Here is a 17,887-nt window from a genome sequence, read left to right as displayed (position 1 = left end):
ACACGGACATCTCTGGACCGAGTTCGTCGACGCCGTGCATCAGGTGACAATCGCCGATGTCAGGGCTTGTATGAACGCGTGCGTGCCCGCCAGGGTGTGCGCGGGCATCAGGATGTCGCAGTACGGCAGGGCCGCTGCCATCGCACCGGTGGTCGGCTGGAATCGCGGGTCGCCCGCACGGGGATCGAGCCAGATGATGCGCCAAGCCCGGCGTCGGATCCGGGCCATCGCACGGCCCAGAACATCGGGAGCGTCGCTGTCCCAGCCGTCCGATGCGATGACGACGACCGCGCCGCGCACCGCGTTGCCGGACGGCGTTGCGAGTAGCGTGCCGAGGCACCGTCCGATATGCGTGCCGCCGTAGCGGTCGACCACCTTGTCGTTGGCCCGAACTGCCGCGGCATCCGCGGAACGGTGCGCCAGCACCGAGGTCAGCCTGGTCAGCCGGGTAGAGAAGGCGAACACCTCGGGGCGATCGGGCGAACGGCGTTGCACAGCGGCCCGCATCAGGTGCAGGTAGATCGTCGAATACGGCTGCATGGAGCGGCTGACGTCGCAGATCATGACGATGCGGCGCGGGCGGTTTCGGGGACGGGTGCGGACCAGCACCGTCGACTCCCAGCCGGTGCGGCGAGAGTTCTTCATCGTCGCCCGCAAGTCGATCCGTTTGCCGTGCGGGTGGCTTACGTGGCGTCGGCTGCTGCGCTGCGGCCAGCGTGCCGCTGCCCGCTCCAGCCATGCGCCGATCGTCCGCAGATCGTCCGGATCGAAGCGGTCGAACGGTTCCTGTGCTCGTGCCGCGAACCGGCTCGGCAGAACGTCCGGGAGCGCCGGACCCTGATCTATGGATCGGTCGGCTGCGGTCGCCGATTGCAGTGTCGCCCAAGGGACTTCACCACCCTGCCGATGCTGTCCCCGACCCCGCGGGCCCGGGGTCGACGCGCGTTCGTTCGGCAGTCCGTGCGTTCGGCTCGGCGGGTCGACACCCAGCACCGCGTCGGCGAAAACCGTCGCGAAGACCGCGTCGAATGCGGCCAGGTCCTGCATCCGATCCACGAGCGTGAGCCGCGCGGCCCAGTAGATCTCGGTGCGCGACCGCGGCGCCATGCGGCCCAGGGCCTGCACGAACAGCGCGGGCCCGCTCGGCGCGACCGCGACACCGCCACGCCGCAACCGAGCGACCACCGCGACGGCGAACGCGGCCAGATCGACACCGCGCAGCATGACCGCTCGTGTCATGACTTCGCGCGCATCCGCTTGCGTACCAGGATGATTCCGAGTACGGCGACCAGCCCGAGCGCGATCGCGGGCGCATATTTCGCGAGCGTCGCGGGCCTGACCAGGTCGAGGAGGTCCAGCGGTGCCGGCTCGGGTTGTACGACCGGTTGTGGCCGCATCTCTCGGCCGTCGGACCCGACCTCGGTCTCCACGCCGGCCGTGTCGCCTGCCGCGAGTTTCGCTTCGAGGGAGGTGACGAATTGGCCGAGCAGTTTCTCCGACACCTGCTGCAACATCCCGCTGCCGAATTGGGCGAGCTTGCCGACGATCTTGAGGTCGGTGTCCACGATGACGCGGGTCCTGTCGCCGTCTTCGCGCAGTCGCGTGGTGATGATCGCCGCCGCGTTTCCGGATCCGCGTGAATCCCGGCCGCTGCCGTCGATGACGGCGCGATGATCGTGTTCGTCACGCTCGGTGAAGTGTGCCTTCCCGGTGAATTCGCTGGTCACCGGTCCGAGTTTGACCTTCAGTGTGCCGAGGAAGTCCTCTCCCTCCCAGCCGATCATTCGTGCGCCTGGCATGAGCGGGACCACCTGCTCGAGGTCGGTCAGTACCTCCCATGCCTGCTCGACGGGTGCGTTGACGGTGAACTCGTTGGCGATCTTCATCGGAACATCCCTCTCATCCGGTCGCGAGGCTTCGGGTGTATTCGACGAACTCCGCGTGCACGGCGACGCGGTCGTCGGGTGTCTTCGCCAGTGTGCTCAACGCCGCGACCGCCTCCGGCGCGGTGAGATCGGCGACGTCGAGTGTCGCCAGTGCGGCGATCCAATCGATGGTCTCCGCGACACCCGGCGGCTTGTCGAGGTCGAGATCGCGGGCGCGCCCGACGAATCGGGTGGCGTGCTCGATCAGAGCGTCGGTTGCACCGGGCACAGTGCGTCGCACGATCGCCACCGCGCGGGTCGGCTCCGGGTAGTCGATCCAGTGATAGAGGCAGCGCCGCCGCAGCGCGTCGTGCAGGTCGCGACTGCGGTTCGAGGTCAGCACCGCGAGCGGAGGGTGCTCGGCTGCGAAGGTCCCGAGCTCGGGTACCGTCACCGCGGCCTCACCGAGGAATTCGAGCAGCAGCGCTTCGAATTCGTCATCGGCACGGTCGATTTCGTCGACCAACAGCACCGGGGGTGTCGGTCCGCGATAGCGCACACAGCGCAGGATCGGGCGGGCGACGAGGAATGTCTCGGTGAACAGGTCGGCTTCGGCGAGATCGGCGCCGCGTGCCTCGGCCAGGCGGATACTCAGCAGTTGACGCTGGTAATTCCAGTCGTAGAGCGCTTCGCTCACAGTGAGGCCCTCGTAGCACTGCAGGCGGATCAGCGGTGCCCCCAGCACGGTGGCCAGGGTCTTGGCCGCCGTCGTCTTGCCCACTCCCGGTTCGCCTTCCAGTAGCAGCGGCCGACCCAATGTGGTGGCCAGATAGAAGGCGGCGGCGGTACCGGTATCGAGGAGGTAATCCTCGGCGTCGAAACGCCGGACCACGTCCTCGATATCGTCGAACGGCGACATCATGGCGAGGTCGCGGCGAGCAGGCGCACGTAGTCGTCCCAGGTGTCCACATCCACGGGCACCGGCGCGTCGACGTCGAGTCGAGCCACCGCGACACGGCCGGACTCGATGATCTTCCACACGCCTTTGTCGCCGTGCAATCGAGCCAACTCGCCGAATACACTGCGGCCGAGCCAGAATGGATGCCCGACACCGTCGCGGTAGCGACAGACTGCGATCGCGCTGGAGGTTCCCTCGGCGATCAGTCGGTCGACGGTCGCTGCCGACAGACCCGGCTGATCACCGAGCACCAATACGATTCCGGCGGCACGGGGGTCCACCACGCGCAGGGCCGAACGCAACGACGACGAACAGCCCGAACCGAAGTCCTCGGCCATGGCCACCTCGAGCCCGGCGAGATCGACCCGCTGCCGGACCGCCGCCGCCGCGCCGCCGAGGGTGACGATGATCTGGTCGAAAGCACAGGTACGCACCGCCTCGAGGGTGGCGCCGAGAACCGTTGTATTCCGGTACGGCAGTAGCTGTTTCGCAGTTCCGAGACGCCGTGAGACTCCCGCGGCGAGTACCACTCCGGTGACGAATCCGGTTGTCATGAGCCGGTCTTTGCCGCGGCGAACGAGGTGCGGCAGCCGGAGCCGCAGAACCAGTAGTCGACATCGTCGATTGTGAGATGGGGTGTGTCCGGCCCGACCGTCACGGTCATGCCGCACACCGGGTCGAGCGCCTCGACCGCGACCTGCACCGGGCGCGGCGGCACGGCCAAACCACCTTTGCGGATCGCCTGGATCACTTGCGCGACAATCGAAACGGCGATCTCCGCGGAGGTTGCGGCGCCGATCGGCAACCCCACCGGGGTGCGCACCCGCGCCCGCTCGGCGTCGGTCAACCCGAGCCCCTCGAGAATCGACGCTCCCCGAACCCTGCTGGCCACCAACCCGATATATCCCACACCCGCGTCGAGCGCGGCGCGGATCATCTCGGCTTCCGGACCGCCGTGGCTGGCGATCACCACTGCCGTCGTATCGGCCGGCGAATCCGGTGAGTCGGCTTCGGCAACAGTGGCTTCGGCAACAGTGCGTTCCACCTCGAATCCGACCAGTTCGCACAGTTCGGCCAGGACATCCGCGATGGGCGTCGCGCCGCAGATGCGCACCAACGGCGCCGGGATCTGCGGCTCGAGGAATATCTCCAACGCGCCGCCGGACAGGCAGGGATTCACCACGACCGTCGCGCCGGGCGCTTCGGGAAACTGCAGATCGCCGTCGGGAAGTACCCGCAGCAGCACACTCTCGTGCGACTGCAGCGCACCCAGTGCCGCCTTGCGGACCGAGTTCTGGGCGCACTGGCCGCCGACGAATCCTTCGATCGTCCCGTCCTGCAACAGGATCGCCTCGTCCCCGGCGTGCGCCGAGGTCGGCTGCTGTGCACGCACGACGGTGGCGTGCACGAACGGAGTCCGAGTGCGGCCCAGTTGCAGTGCCCGTTCGTTCATCTTCATCGGTGATCCCATCGCTCGCACCCACCTCAGATGGGCGGTCCGGCCCGCCCCTGCATGGCCTCCCACACCCGCGACGGGGTCAGCGGCATGTCGGCGTGCCGAACTCCGAACGGCGCCAACGCATCCACCACCGCGTTGACCACCGCCGCCGGCGATCCGACCGTCGCCGATTCGCCGATGCCTTTCGCACCGATCGGGTGGTGCGGTGACGGGGTGACCGTGTAGCCGGTCTCCAGATGCGGAACTTCCAGCGCCGTCGGGATGAGGTAATCCATCAGGGATCCGCCGAGGCAGTTGCCGTCCTCGTCGAAGGCCATGATCTCCATCAGCGCCATTCCGATGCCGTCGGTGATACCGCCGTGCACCTGCCCCTCGATGATCATCGGATTGATCCGGGTGCCGCAGTCGTCGACGGCGAGGAAGCGCCGCACTTTCACCACGGCCGTCCCCGGGTCGATGTCGACGACGCAGAAGTACGCACCATACGGGTAGGTGAGATTCTCCGGGTTGTAACAGATCTGCGCATCGAGTCCGCCCTCGATGCCCTCGGGCAGATCACCGGCGCCGTGTGCGCGCATCGCGATCTGCTGGATCGTCACGGCCGCGGACGGATCGCCCTTGACGTGGAACGAGCCCTTCTCCCACTCGAGGTCGGCGACGGAGACCTCGAGCATCCCGGAGGCGATGATCCGCGCCTTGTCGCGCACCTTCCGCGCCACCAGCGCGGCCGCGGCGCCCGAGACCGGTGTCGACCGGCTGCCATAGGTGCCCAGGCCGAACGGAGTCTGATCGGTATCGCCGTGCACCACGTCGATGTCGTCGGGCGGTATGCCGAGTTCCTCGGCGACGATCTGGGCGAAGGTCGTCTCGTGCCCTTGCCCTTGGGTCTGAACCGCAAGGCGCACAACCGCTTTGCCGGTCGGATGGATGCGCAGCTCGCAGCCGTCGGCCATCCCGAGTCCGAGGATGTCCATATCCTTGCGCGGACCGGCGCCGACGGCCTCGGTGAAGAAGGACATCCCGATACCCATCAACTCACCGCGGGCGCGCTTGTCCTGCTGCTCCTTTCGCAGAGCGTCGTAGCCGATCATGTCCATCGCCAGGCGCATGGTCTTCTCGTAGTCGCCGGAGTCGTAGACCCAGCCCGTCTTGCTGGTGTACGGGAACTGTTCGGGGCGAAGGAGATTGCGTAGCCGCAGCTCGGCCGGATCCATCTTCAGTTCATAGGCCAGGCAATCGACCAGCCGCTCGACGAAGTAGACCGCCTCGGTGATCCGGAACGAGCACGCGTAGGCGACGCCGCCGGGCGCCTTGTTCGTGTAGACCGCGGTCATCCTGCAGTAGGCGGCCTCGATGTCGTAGCTGCCGGTGAACACGCCGAAGAAGCCAGCCGGATACTTCAACGGCGCCGCCGTGCCGTTGAAGGCGCCGTGATCGGCGAGCACGGTCGACCGGATGGCCAGGATCCTGCCCTCGGCGGTGGCGGCGATCTCGCCGACCATGATGTAGTCGCGGGCGAACCCGGTACTGGTGAGGTTCTCGCTGCGATCCTCCATCCATTTCACCGGCTTACCCACAAGCAGCGACCCGACGATGGCGCAGACATATCCCGGATAGATGGGCACCTTGTTGCCGAAACCCCCGCCGATATCGGGTGAGATCACCCGGATCTTGTGCTCGGGCAGCCCGGCCACCAATGCGTAGAGCGTGCGGTGCGCGTGCGGCGCCTGGCTCGTCGACCACAGTGTGAGCTTGCCCGTCACGGGATCGAGATCCGCGACCGCACCGCAGGTCTCCATCGGGGCGGGATGCACTCGCGGATAGACGATCTCCTGCTCGACGACGACGTCGGCGCGCGCGAACACCGCCTCGGTAGCGGCGGCGTCGCCGGTCTCCCAGTCGAAACAGTGGTTGTTCTGCTTGCCCTCCAGATCGTCCCGGATCACCGGCATCCCGGGCGCCAGTGCGGTCCGGGCGTCGATCACCGGATCGAGCATCTCGTACTCGACGTTGATGAGCTCCAGCGCATCACGCGCCGAGTAGCGATCCTCGGCGACCACGAAGGCCACCTCCTGCCCCTGGAACCGGACCTTGTCCGTCGCCAGCACCGCCTGCACATCGTTGGACAGCGTCGGCATCCAGGCCAGTCCCTTCGCCGCCAGATCCGCACCTGTGACAACCGCTCTGACCTTCGGATGCGCCTGTGCCGCAGAGACATCGACGCTCACGATCCGCGCGTGCGCGAACGGGGAACGCAGGATCGCCATATGCAGCATGCCGGGCAGTGACACGTCGTCGACGTAATTGCCGTGTCCGCGAATGAACCGCGGGTCCTCCTTGCGGAGCATCCTGCCGTGACCGCACGGCTTGTGGTCGTTGTCGACACGGTCTTCGGGCCGGGACTCGACGCCGGTCATGACGTTCTCCCTACCGGCGTCGGGGTGGCGGCCGGTTCGGGCTGCGCCGCTTCGCCTCGTTGCTTCGCAGCGGCCCACTGGATCGACCGCACGATGGTGGTATATCCGGTGCAGCGGCAGATCTGGCCCGAGATCGCCTCCCGGATCGTCTGCTCGTCCGGATTCGGGTTGCGGTCGAGCAGGGCGCGGGCAGTGATCATCATTCCGGGCGTGCAGAATCCGCATTGCAGCCCGTGACACTGCATGAAGCCCTCCTGCACGGGATCGAGCCGGCCGTCCACCTCGAGCCCCTCGACGGTGCGCACCGTATGACCGCCGGCCATGACGGCCAGCATCGTGCACGACTTCACCGGTTCGCCGTCGACCTCCACCACACAGGTGCCGCAGTTGCTGGTGTCGCAGCCCCAGTGGGTTCCGGTGAGCCGCAACTGATCTCGCAGGAAATGCACGAGCAGGGTGCGTGGCTCGACCTCCGCGGTCACCGGCTCGCCGTTGACGGTCATGGTTACCTGCATGGCTAATTCCCTTCCAGCGCAGGGGCATCGAGTACGCGCTCGACCGCGCTGCGCAGCACGCGAATCGTCAGTTCGGACGCGAGATGGCGCTTGTACTCCGCGCTGCCGCGCGCATCGGAGACGGGTGAGCACGCCGCGCTCGCGCGACGGCCCGCCTCCGCGAATATTTCTTCGGTGGGCGGCTCACCGATGAGCACGTCCGCCGCGGTGGCCAGCGCCGCCGGATCCGGGCCGACCGCCGTCAGGCCGATCCGCGCGGCCGCTATCGCCTCGCCGTGCAGTGTCACCGTCGCACCGGACGCCGCGATCGCCCAGTCGCCGACCCTGCGCTCCACTTTCGCGTAAGCGCTCGATGTCCGATGCCGCACCGGAATTCGGATCTCGATCAGAAGTTCGTTGTGCGACATGGCGGTTTCGTACGGACCGACCAGGAAGTCGTCCATCGCGATCTCCCGGTCGCCGGACGGCCCGCGTACCAGGCAGGTGGCGCCCAGGACCGTGCAGACCGTGCAGAGATCTTCGGCGGGATCGGCCTGGCACAGCGAGCCGCCGATGGTGCCGCGGTTGCGCACGACCGGGTCCGCGATCACGCGCTCGGCGTCCCGGAAGATCGGGCACACCCCGGCGAGATCGGCGGACTCGAGCACATGCCGATGCCGGACCATCGCCCCGATGCGCACCAGGGTCGGATCGGTGACGATGTAACCCAGTTCAGCGGCCAGGTCGTTGATGTCGATGAGATATTCCGGATTGGCCAGACGCAGCTTCATCATCGGCAGCAGGCTGTGCCCGCCCGCGACGATGCGCGCCTCCTCCCCGAGCCGGTCCAGCAGTCCGATGGCGTGATCCACGCCCGTTGCGCGCTCGTATTCGAATGGCCCAGGAACTTGCATGTGATCGACCTCACATCAGCGGGAACCAGCCAAGCCTCTGCCCCGCCGACGCAGCCGTCAAGACCGATTCAAGGAATCGCTTAATTCACTGTTCGCGCTGGTCGTGTGATGGATCCGTCCGCCTGTCCGGGTCAGTGAGGCGCCGTGTCCGCCCCAGCGTCGCGCGATGATCTCGGCCGCGATGGACACCGCCGTCTCTTCCGGCGTCCGACCGCCCAGATCCAGCCCGATCGGGCTGGCAAGCCGGGTGAGTTGCTCGTCGGTGAGGCCGGCCTCTCGCAACCGGGCCAGCCGCTGGTCGTGCGTGCGGCGCGACCCCATGGCGCCGACATAGCCGATCTCCGGCGCGCGCAGCGCCACCTCGAGCAGCGGAACGTCGAACTTGGGATCGTGGGTCAGCACGCACACGACGGTCCGCGAGTCGACCGCGCCCGCCGCTATCTGCGCGGCCAGATAGCGGTGCGGCCAGTCGATGACGACCTCGTCGGCCGTCGGGAACCGGGCGGAAGTGGCGAAGATCGGCCGCGCGTCACACACCGTCACCCGGTACCCGAGGAACGATCCCTGCTGGGCGACGGCGGCCGCGAAATCGATCGCCCCGAACACCAGCATCCGCGGCTGCCGGGCGTAACTGGCCACGAAGACGCCCATGCCCTCACCGCGACGCTGCCCGTCCGGACCGTAGGACAGCACTTCGGTGCGCCCCGCCGCGAGCAGCCCGCGTGCGTCATCGATGACCGCATCGTCGGCGCGCGCCGACCCCAGCGTGCCCTGCGCACTGCCCGGCCGGATCAGCAGCCGTCGCCCTGTCCGTCCGGCGTCGGGGTGCTCGATGACGGTCGCGATCGCAACCGGCCGGTGGTCGGCGATGTCCGCGGCGACTTCGCCGAGTTCGGGAAACGTCTCCCGCGAGATGGCTTCGACGAAGATGTCGATGATGCCGCCGCAGGTGAGACCGACGGCGAATGCGTCCTCATCGGAGAACCCGTACCGCTGTAGCACCGGAGAACCGGTCCGGATGACGTCGGTGGCGAGTTCGTAGACCGCGCCCTCGACGCACCCACCCGAGACCGAACCGCCGACCGTGCCGTCCGGGGCGACGACCATAGCGGCGCCGGGCGGCCGCGGCGACGAACGGAACGTCCGCACGACCGTCCCGACCCCGGCCGTGCCCCCGGCGTTCCATGTTGTCATCAGATCCGTGAGCACGTCCTGCATGATGCGTCCTCCAGACGCGATGCAGCCGTCGGCGCTGCGTACACCTCCAAAGTAGACTCGGATTGTGACGCCCGCCCAGCTTCGGGCCTACTCGACCGTGGTTCGGCTCGGCTCCGTCCGCGCGGCGGCCAGAGAGCTGGGGATGACCGACGCCGGTGTCTCGACACACATCGCCCAGCTGCGCAAGGAACTCGACGACCCGCTGTTCACCCGCACGGCGTCCGGTCTGGCCTTCACACCCGGCGGGCTGCGCCTGGCCAGCCGGGCGATCGAGATTCTCGGATTGCAGAGCCAGACCGCCATCGAGGTGAGCGAGGCAGCGCACGGCCGGCGGTTGCTCCGCATCGCGGCATCGAATGCGTTCGCCGAACATGCCGCGCCCGGCCTCATCGACCTGTTCGCTGCGCGGGCCAAGGATCTGTCGGTCGAGCTGAGTGTGCATCCCACCAGCCAGTTCCACAGCTTGATCGAGAGCCGCGCGGTGGATATCGCGCTGGGGCCCGGGCAGGACGCCGCCGACACGACCATCACCGCTGCGCCGTTCCTGAAGTATCAGATCATTTCGGTCACGCGGCCGGACAGCCCGCTGGCCGGCGTCGCACCGCATCCGGCGTTGCTGCGGGAGCAGCACTGGATGCTGGGGCCCAGCGCCGGCAGCGTCGACGGGCACATCGCGACGATGCTGCGGGAGTTGGCCATTCCCGAATCACACCAGCGGATCTTCCAGAGCGATGCCGCCGCCCTCGAAGAGGTCCGCCGTGTCGGGGGCATCACGCCGATAATCGGCTTCGCCGTCTCCTCCGACCTCGCGACCGGCCGGTTGAGCCACATCAAAGGGCCCGGCCTGCAGATATCCGATGAGTGGTGCGCGACCACCCTGCCGCCCGACACCCGCCAGCCCGCGGTCTCGGAACTGTTGCGGTTCATCACTACCCCACGCTGCATCCAGGCGATGATCCGCGGATCCGGCGTCGGCGTCACCCGGTTCCGCCCGAAAGTGCATGTGACACTGTGGAGTTGAACGCACCCCGACGCACCGATGCCACGACGATCCAGGCCCCTCGCGGACTGCGTGGCCGCACCTGTTCACACGGGTCGTGCGGCCCGACTCCGCCCCGGTAGCGTGCCGATTTGGTCCAACCGGGGGGTGGTGGGGTAATCTCGTCGAGCACCGCGAAAGCGGACGCCACGGGCTGTGGCGCAGCTTGGTAGCGCACCTGACTGGGGGTCAGGTGGTCGCAGGTTCAAATCCTGTCAGCCCGACCAGCAAAAAACCCTCTCTGACCAGCGTCGGAGAGGGTTTCTCGGTTTTCACACGACTCGCAGTTGGGGACCATTTGGGGACCGCTGTGGCGCTCGCAGGTGGGTTGTGAGCAGGTTGCCGTCATTCTGTAGTGCCTCGATATCCGGGTGCAGATACCGCTGCGTGATCCGGGGATCGGTGTGACCGGCGATCTGCTGCAGCCGATGCAACGGCACCCCGGCATCGGCGAACCAGGTGAGTCCGGTGTGCCTCAAATCGTGCCGACGCAGATGTTCGTAGCCCAGTTTCGCCACAACCTCATGCCAGTGAGTTGCCTTGCGCAGCACGCCGGTTTGGATTCGGCCACCCCGAGGACCGACGAACAGCCGCGCGTCCGGACGACTGTTGGCGGCCTGAATTCGCTTGAGCACCAACGGCCGAATGTCCTCGATGATCGGAACCTTCCGAGACCGCTTGCCCTTCGTGCCCTTGTCCACCAGCCCGCCGGGGCCGGGAGACGTTTGCCGACGCAATCGCCAGACCCACTCCGTTGTATCGATGTCACCGACCCGGCATCCGGCCACTTCCCCGATTCGCACCGCGGTGCAGGCCGCGAAGATCACCACGTCACCCCAGCCCTGATAGCCGTCCGACGACGCAGCGACGAGCGAATCGGCCAGCCTGGTCAACGTCGCCCAATCCGGTAGAGCCAGCGAGCGCGGGTCATCGAGTTCATCCTCGTACCGTTCATACTGACGCTGCCACCCGACGACCTCGACGCGATTCCGGTCGATCACCTCATCCCTGACGGCCTGGTCCATGACCCTGGACAGCGCCGCCAATCCGTTCTTGACCGCCGACTTGCTGACCCCTTCGGCTATCCAGTTCATGACCGCCCGGTCAGCCACACCCGCAGTAATCATGGTCACCGGCAGATGACCAATTGCCGGAACAATTCGCCGTTCCCAGGCAGGCCGATAAGCGTCACCGACCGTCTTCTCCTCCAGGCCGCGCATCGCAGTATCCCAATGGGTCTGGCCGTAGTCCTTCAGCGTGGCCGTCGCAGTCATCGGGTCAACACCACGCGCAGCTGCCCGCCGAATTCGGTCCACCCATTCCTCAGCCTCCTCGCGGGTGTCGAAGGCTTCCGACTTGGACGGCCGACGCTTGGTTGCCGGATCGGTCCACCGAACACGCGCACGGAAGGGAGTAGCCCGCTTCCGCTCCTCGATGTCCGCCCGGATCTCGACTCCGAGCGGGATCATGTCAATCCGATCAGAAGCCATCACGCCGCCATCGGATCAACACGATTGCGCTGCAAGTACGCATCGACATCGGCCCGCATATACCGAGTCACCCGCGCCGACAACTGGACAAACGCCGGACCCTGCGGCGGGCATGCCGTACGCCAACGACGCAAGCTCGACTCATCCACCTTCAACAGCTTTGCAACCTGTTCGGTTGTGTAGCACTCTTGCTCGCCCACCTCATCACCTCCTAGGCCGCATCTTTATCGGCCGAATCCTGTTGCGGCGCAACGGTTTCACGTGAATCATGATCTTGGTCAGGTGGCACCATGCGTGCGATGTCGTATTCCGAGCGTTGCCGGATCTTCTCGCTGACCATGGACATGATCAGGTACTCGCGCGGAGGAACATCCGGGTCGCCTGGTTCGGCCGGGGCGATCCGGAACCGCGAGATGTCCTGTGGTGCGATACCCGCCTCAGCGAGCCGTTGCCGGACGAACTCCACCCGGTCGGCCTTGTGGTCGGTCAGGTTCTTGCCGGTCCACTTGCGCGACACGAGCACCCGACGACCGCGCAGGCCGAGAGTGTCCCGACGATGCGCCTTGCCCCTGCATCGGCCCGGCTGGGTCTTGGCGTTGGCGCCCACAGGAACCACGCCGTACCGGAACCACACCGCGCAGGTCTCCGAGCACGGCGTCTTGCACAGTTCCTCGTGCAACCGGTCGTAGTGGCGGGCCGCGCGGTTGGACTGCGGTTCGATGACATCACCGATGGACTTGGTGAGGTACTTGGTCAGGTACCCGATATGCCGGCCAGCCTCTTCCGTGCCGCCGAGGATTCCCTTCACGTCGACCTGCTGTCCGAATCGCACCACGTGCGCGGGCTCGAGGTCGTCTACCTCGTCCATCAGGTTCATTACCTCGTCGAAGGTCGGGACCGGCTCATGGGTGTCCGGGTCCACGAACCGCGAGGTGGTGTAGTCCCAGTGGGGCATGTGGCCGGGGCTGTAGACCTCGTGGTCGAAGTGCGGCCACCACACCTGGTGATACGTCGCTTCGGTCAACTGCCGGATCATCGCCCGCGGATCGGTGCCACGAACACCCATGTGGATATGCGGGGCCCCGCGCCGCTGAGGCTCCACCGTGGCGAAGTACTGGACCTTGCGACCGGACACCCGCCGGTAGTTCTGGACGAAGCGGTCGAACAGGGCCGCGAAGTGCACAATGTCGCGGGCCGCACGCCGATAGTCGTAGGTGTCCGGATTCACCGGGGCCCCGTCCGGATGCACGCGACCGTACGAGGGCAGAGTCAGGGTCAAGAACAACGAGGGCCGGTACTTGCCCGCGTACTCACGTCCGATCGTGGAGTTGGACGCCTTCGCCTTGGGCAGGTTCGGAGCCTCCTGCCGCCGCCTGGTCGAACGTTTCCGCGCGGCACGCGGTTTGGGGTCCAGCGGCGGGAACGGGCCCTTCACGCCAGCCTCGCGCAGCTCCGCATCCAGGTCCGCGACAACCTCCCGGATACCGGCCATCACGTCCTCGTCGCCGTCCTCCTTGGCCTGGTCGTAGTCCGCTTGCAACACCGACCGCGCCTCGATGATCTCGATCTCGTGGGCGGTGGGTTTGCGCTTGTGATCCACTGGTTCCTCCTGGATGTGCCATCCCTCACGGGCTTGATGACGCCGCAGCGCCAGAGCGCGCCCTGCACACGCCGGACACACACACTCCAGCGTCGACTTACACGGCACGCCAACGTATTTCATCTCTCCCGAGGACTGATCGAACGACCGCATAGGCAACGGCCGCTTGCACACCCCGTGCTGGTCGGCCATCTCCTGAGCGATCTCGGGAAGGTTCGGAATAGCCCGTTGCTCCGCTGCCGTTCGACGACGCGAATCCAGGTCAGTCACAATAGAATTGGTCATCAGTACCACACATCCGAGCCGTCGATATCCCAGTCCACGGCCGCAGCCGCTCGACGATCGAAAGCCCGCGCCCGCGCAGTCAACGCCTCCCTCAATGCATCCTGAAACTCGCGGGCCTCAGCCGAGACAACCGACCGACAAGCCGAACGCCGCTTCCCGCGAAGGGCAGCGCTCGAACTCTCCTGCTGCCCTTGGGGTTTCCTCGCCTTCCCCGCCATCGGTCACAGCCCCCAGCCGCGAACATGCGCCATACCGGCAGCCGGGCGGTAATCCGCGTCGACCACCTTCGGGCCCTCCTGGTAGCTACGCGCACCGCTCACCGACTTCGGGCAGCCCGCCGCGTAGTCCCACTCATCCACCCACACCCGAGGCACCAGACCCGCAGCCTCGTACTCCTCGCGGGTATTCACCCCGTGCAACCGGGCCCGGGTCGCCGCTTCCTGCTCAGCCACCCGACGCGCCTCCGGATCAACGACGTACCAGCCGGATTCGTCATCCGGGGCATCCGGGACCACGGAGAGGCTCGGAGAAATCGGGGTCACGTCCGTCAAGCCGCCCACGCAGTTCAAGCACCGCTCAGCGGTCGCCCGATCCGACGACTCCGAGCCCTCGCACTCCGAGCACACCTCCCACACCGAGCGAGCATGCAACTCGACGCAACGCAGATTCGCGCAATACCGCTCCGTGCACCACATGCACCACCCCGCGTAGTTCAACCGAGACGGGCGCAGGACCTCCACCGATGAAATCTGCTGAGCCTGCATGACGACCTCCGCGTAGTTCTTGATTGGCTGATTTCAGCTTGACCGGCTATCGAGCCACCGAACGTGACGATCTGTCACAGCAGGTCAGGGTGGCTAGCCACCTCCAACTATACCGCATATGTGGACGCGTGGCTAGCCACCGTGACATGCTGATATGTATGCCGAGCAAGCATCAGCACCCAGCGCGCGTCTATCGACCGGACCCTGAGCTATACCGACGAGCTCAGGACGCGGTACAGCGAACGGGCTCAAATATGAACGCGCACATCATCGACTTCTTGCGCTGGCTAGCCGGTGAGACCGATACATTTCCGGCGCGCCCACCAGACGCGAACGTCGACAAGGCAGTCGACCAAAGCTCGCCTTCGAAGGAGTGAGACTTACTGGGCAGCAGGCATTGCCGCCCACGCGTCGCCGACAATCGTGTCGATGCTCGAACGGCGAGGTTCCCACTCCAATTCTACGATCGCTCGTGATGGATCACTGATCAGAACTTGAGGCTCTGCCGCAGCAGGCCGACGTACAACCGAAACGTGTTGCCCTGTAACGCGTTCTGCGGCGGCGATCACCTCGGCGACGCTGCTTCCGGAACCGCTGCCGACGTTGTATGTCGCTACCTGACCCGCCGCCGGAAGATGATCGACACTTGCCGCAAATGCATCAGCTGCATCAGCAATGTGTAAGTAGTCGCGCACGGCTGTGCCGTTGCCGTTCACTGCAAAGTCGGAATTGTTTGTGATTGCGGCAAGTATCCGAGGTACAAGCCGGGTCGGATCGCCGTCATCACCACCCGCCACATTCAACAGCCGAACGACCACAGCCGCCAAATCCCCAGTGCCGCACTGTGCTTCGATCGCAAGCTCAGCGGCAAGCTTGCTGCTCGCATACGGATGCGGCGGTGCCGACGGAAGGTCTTCCGTCATCGGTTGGCGATCAGGGCTACCGTAAATTGCACCGGTCGAGGCGAATACGATTTGGTGTACACCAGCGCGGTTCATCGCATCGAGTAGCGCGATCGTTCCAGCGGTGTTTACCTCGAAATAGCGAATCGGGTTGGCGAAGGACTCACGGGCCCTCGTCAGACCCGCCAAGTGACAGACAGCGTCAACGCCCTCTACCGCCCGACGCAGCGACTGCCTGTCCAGCAGATCAGCAACCCGAATTGCGCTGGCGCCCGAGACATCGCCACCGTGTGAGCGCACCATAGCCACGGGATCGTGGCCGACGAGACTCAACGCTTTCACAACGGCGCGGCCAACATAGCCGTTCGCCCCGGTCACCAGTACGCGCACACCATCATCATGTCATCCGGGCAGCAGAACATCACGGTGCTTCCAGGTAAGAGAGATGCAGGCCGCCGCAGCAGCAGCCAACGGCTCGCGGTAGAGCGCTTGGCGCACATTGGAATCAGTCCAACCGATCCCAACCGTTCCGGCGTCCGAGGGATACAGCTCCCCCTCAGCGTTACGAGGAGCGATCGTCGGGAACGCGGCATCAAAGACATCGGCATCGACAACCACCGTCGTCAAGATCTCACCGGCAGGGGCCAGCGGATCGAGCCCGACACCGAAACACCACGCGCGAACCTTTCCAGCCTGCCTCCCTTCCGTCAGGGTTCGGAAAGGCTCAACGTCATAGTTCACCGGGGTTCCACTACTACCGTCATGCTCCGGAGCGTCGAGGAATTCCTCCGAGAATTCACGCAGCATATTCCGCCAAAGGCTGAAATCACGCGAGATGTTAGCTTGGCCGATAGCCGCAGGTTGAAAAACCCCAGCCGGGATAATGTGGGTCAATCCAGCCGCAAGCGTAACCGACCCAGTCCCACGGCGATGCAGGAAGAACGTGTCACCCTCCGATCCTCGACGGATAGTCAACGTATTGATACTGGGCAAGATTGCGCGTCGCCGAGGATCAAATAGATCACCGACCCGTCGACGAAAGGGCAATTCCTCGATGTCAAACCGGCTACGCTGCTTCGAAATCCACACGGAAGAAGTCTCGTGCGCTAGAACCTCGCACACATCTACCATATCGAAATACGTGGTCAAACCGAATCCCATCCGGCCACCAGCGGCGCTGAAATCCACGTCGAGAAGTCGGTACGAAGTGCGATTTTCGAACAGCGCAGGCTGAGCAATCGCCCGGACGGCCTGGCTGTAACGTGAGTACCTGTCACCGTTTGGCCGGGGCGGCCGATACGCTTCCGACTCGACTTCACCACCGTTGATCTCGGGATCGGGAGCATCCGCATCGAAGCCCAGCTCAATCGTCTCGAGGTCAACTGGGTTCGGTGCAAGCCAGCCAGGTCGAGTAATGCACGTCGTTCCCTCAATGGGAATCACATCCCAGTAGAGCCGAGCAGCGGCAGCAGTCAAAGCATGGCGGTTCCGATTCAGTGTCTGGCGGACCAATCGCCATTCCGTCACAGCTTCATCGCGCTCAGCCTGAGCAACATCCGAAGGGCTGATCAAACCGAAGGTTTCCGGGGGCAGATCCATCGCCTCAGCAAAGCGCCGAAGCTGGTCAACATCCCGACAAACTCTCGTTCCGCTCAGGTACTTCGATACCAATGTTCGATCTACGCCCAGCACTTTAGCCATCTCGCTGTGCTGGGTAAGTCCGTGCGCCCTCATATACGCCCTGAGTACGTCACTGAGTCTCGACTCATGCTTGGTGTTCGACATCGGGCGCGATCCTTTCGCATGGTGGCTATCCACCAACTGTATCACCGAATTCAGGCCACGTCAGCCTAGTCGGATATATGGACACAAACCTTCGTGCGCCACCTATTCCGGACCGCCTCGAAGCGCGGGGCTGTCCGATTCATGCTCAGCTTTGGACGACTCCAGCCGTCCCGGCCAATTTCGACCGCTCACTTCCCAGCGCGGTTGCTGCCGAATTGGCCTATATAGGATCAAGGGCGGCGCTGGCGCGCCGCCGGAGCGGTGCCGCCGCGCGGCACCGCACAACCCGCCGGCCTCCGCTTCGCTCCGGCAGGCGGGGAGCGTTGGGCACGTCGGCCCCGCTCTGGCGACGTGGTAGCACCGCTGACTGTTCCTATCTGGCCACGTAATTCAACGACCGAGCAGTGTGGGCACGACGAGAGCCGTACCCGGCTTACCTCCCGCAGCCGATCACGGATCCGCCGACACCCAGCCCGGTCAACCGGCTGTGGTTCCGAATCCGCCTCAAATTCATGCATGAAACCGGACATTCGGCTGGTCCAGGCGTGGTTACGCAAGAATCCCCCACCCTCCTCATTGCCTGATTGTCTCGCTCCAGACAACCGCGTCAAGGGAAAACCCGCCCTTGACCCGGCCGTCTTCCGCTGAGGGCGGCAAGTATGAGGATGATGGGGGAAGTGCAGTCGGGGCGGATAGA

Annotated in this window: 16 protein-coding genes and 1 tRNA gene; 2 read left to right on the top strand and 15 right to left on the bottom strand. The window is 65.6% G+C overall.

Annotation, left to right across the window (positions count from 1 at the left end; translation table 11 throughout):
- Positions 1-39: 39 nt before the first annotated feature.
- From ON40_RS43035 to ON40_RS42995, 9 genes are read right to left on the bottom strand one after another with little or no spacing between them, the layout of a single operon-like run.
- A complete protein-coding gene (locus tag ON40_RS43035) occupies positions 40-1,239 on the bottom strand; it encodes a vWA domain-containing protein (RefSeq protein ID WP_040831535.1) in 1,200 nt (399 codons plus the stop codon).
- Positions 1,236-1,886, bottom strand: a complete 651-nt coding sequence (locus ON40_RS43030) for an SRPBCC family protein (RefSeq protein ID WP_040831534.1) — start codon at positions 1,884-1,886, stop codon at positions 1,236-1,238. The genes ON40_RS43035 and ON40_RS43030 overlap by 4 nt, the downstream gene beginning before the upstream one ends.
- A 13-nt stretch (positions 1,887-1,899) precedes the next feature.
- Positions 1,900-2,787, bottom strand: coding sequence for an AAA family ATPase (locus tag ON40_RS43025; protein ID WP_040831533.1), 888 nt, complete (start codon positions 2,785-2,787; stop codon positions 1,900-1,902).
- Positions 2,784-3,377, bottom strand: a complete 594-nt coding sequence (locus ON40_RS43020; RefSeq protein WP_040831532.1) for a nucleotidyltransferase family protein — start codon at positions 3,375-3,377, stop codon at positions 2,784-2,786. The genes ON40_RS43025 and ON40_RS43020 overlap by 4 nt, the downstream gene beginning before the upstream one ends.
- Positions 3,374-4,282 (bottom strand): XdhC family protein, encoded by a 909-nt coding sequence (locus ON40_RS43015; RefSeq protein WP_040831651.1) that lies wholly within the window; start codon positions 4,280-4,282, stop codon positions 3,374-3,376. Before ON40_RS43015 ends, ON40_RS43020 begins: the two co-directional genes overlap by 4 nt.
- Positions 4,283-4,308: 26 nt before the next feature.
- Positions 4,309-6,699, bottom strand: a complete 2,391-nt coding sequence (locus tag ON40_RS43010; protein ID WP_040831531.1) for an aerobic carbon-monoxide dehydrogenase large subunit — start codon at positions 6,697-6,699, stop codon at positions 4,309-4,311.
- Complete coding sequence (locus tag ON40_RS43005) at positions 6,696-7,214, bottom strand: (2Fe-2S)-binding protein (RefSeq protein WP_040831530.1); 519 nt, start codon at positions 7,212-7,214, stop codon at positions 6,696-6,698. Before ON40_RS43005 ends, ON40_RS43010 begins: the two co-directional genes overlap by 4 nt.
- Positions 7,215-7,216: 2 nt before the next feature.
- Positions 7,217-8,107: an FAD binding domain-containing protein gene (locus ON40_RS43000; RefSeq protein WP_040831529.1), complete on the bottom strand. Its 891-nt coding sequence runs from the start codon at positions 8,105-8,107 to the stop codon at positions 7,217-7,219.
- Between the two features lie 57 nt (positions 8,108-8,164).
- A complete protein-coding gene (locus ON40_RS42995) occupies positions 8,165-9,325 on the bottom strand; it encodes an XdhC family protein (RefSeq protein WP_040831528.1) in 1,161 nt (386 codons plus the stop codon).
- A gap of 64 nt (positions 9,326-9,389) precedes the next feature.
- Here ON40_RS42995 and ON40_RS42990 point away from each other — a divergent pair, with 64 nt between their 5' ends.
- Both ON40_RS42990 and ON40_RS42985 read left to right on the top strand, forming a co-directional pair.
- Positions 9,390-10,346, top strand: coding sequence for a LysR family transcriptional regulator (locus tag ON40_RS42990; protein ID WP_040831527.1), 957 nt, complete (start codon positions 9,390-9,392; stop codon positions 10,344-10,346).
- Between the two features lie 168 nt (positions 10,347-10,514).
- Positions 10,515-10,591: transfer RNA gene (locus ON40_RS42985), tRNA-Pro, on the top strand.
- 45 nt (positions 10,592-10,636) lie between these two features.
- Here ON40_RS42985 and ON40_RS42980 read toward each other — a convergent pair.
- The 6 genes from ON40_RS42980 to ON40_RS42960 form a co-directional block, all read right to left on the bottom strand.
- Entirely contained in the window at positions 10,637-11,638 is a 1,002-nt protein-coding gene (locus ON40_RS42980) for a tyrosine-type recombinase/integrase (RefSeq protein ID WP_245568250.1), read from the bottom strand.
- 215 nt (positions 11,639-11,853) lie between these two features.
- On the bottom strand, positions 11,854-12,054 hold the full coding sequence (locus tag ON40_RS50920) for a helix-turn-helix transcriptional regulator (RefSeq protein ID WP_083896379.1): 201 nt from the start codon (positions 12,052-12,054) through the stop codon (positions 11,854-11,856).
- Positions 12,055-12,065: 11 nt separating this feature from the next.
- Entirely contained in the window at positions 12,066-13,646 is a 1,581-nt protein-coding gene (locus tag ON40_RS42975) for a replication initiator (RefSeq protein WP_308418322.1), read from the bottom strand.
- A 314-nt stretch (positions 13,647-13,960) separates the two neighbouring features.
- Positions 13,961-14,191 (bottom strand): hypothetical protein, encoded by a 231-nt coding sequence (locus tag ON40_RS52880; protein WP_157186795.1) that lies wholly within the window; start codon positions 14,189-14,191, stop codon positions 13,961-13,963.
- Between the two features lie 692 nt (positions 14,192-14,883).
- Complete coding sequence (locus tag ON40_RS50910) at positions 14,884-15,795, bottom strand: NAD-dependent epimerase/dehydratase family protein (RefSeq protein ID WP_083896377.1); 912 nt, start codon at positions 15,793-15,795, stop codon at positions 14,884-14,886.
- Between the two features lie 12 nt (positions 15,796-15,807).
- A complete protein-coding gene (locus ON40_RS42960) occupies positions 15,808-17,190 on the bottom strand; it encodes a helix-turn-helix domain-containing protein (RefSeq protein ID WP_051194480.1) in 1,383 nt (460 codons plus the stop codon).
- Positions 17,191-17,887 lie beyond the last annotated feature (697 nt).

Source organism: Nocardia jiangxiensis NBRC 101359 (assembly GCF_000308615.1).
GTDB classification, from domain to species: domain Bacteria; phylum Actinomycetota; class Actinomycetes; order Mycobacteriales; family Mycobacteriaceae; genus Nocardia; species Nocardia jiangxiensis.
This window is presented reverse-complemented; position numbering and strand designations above follow the sequence as displayed.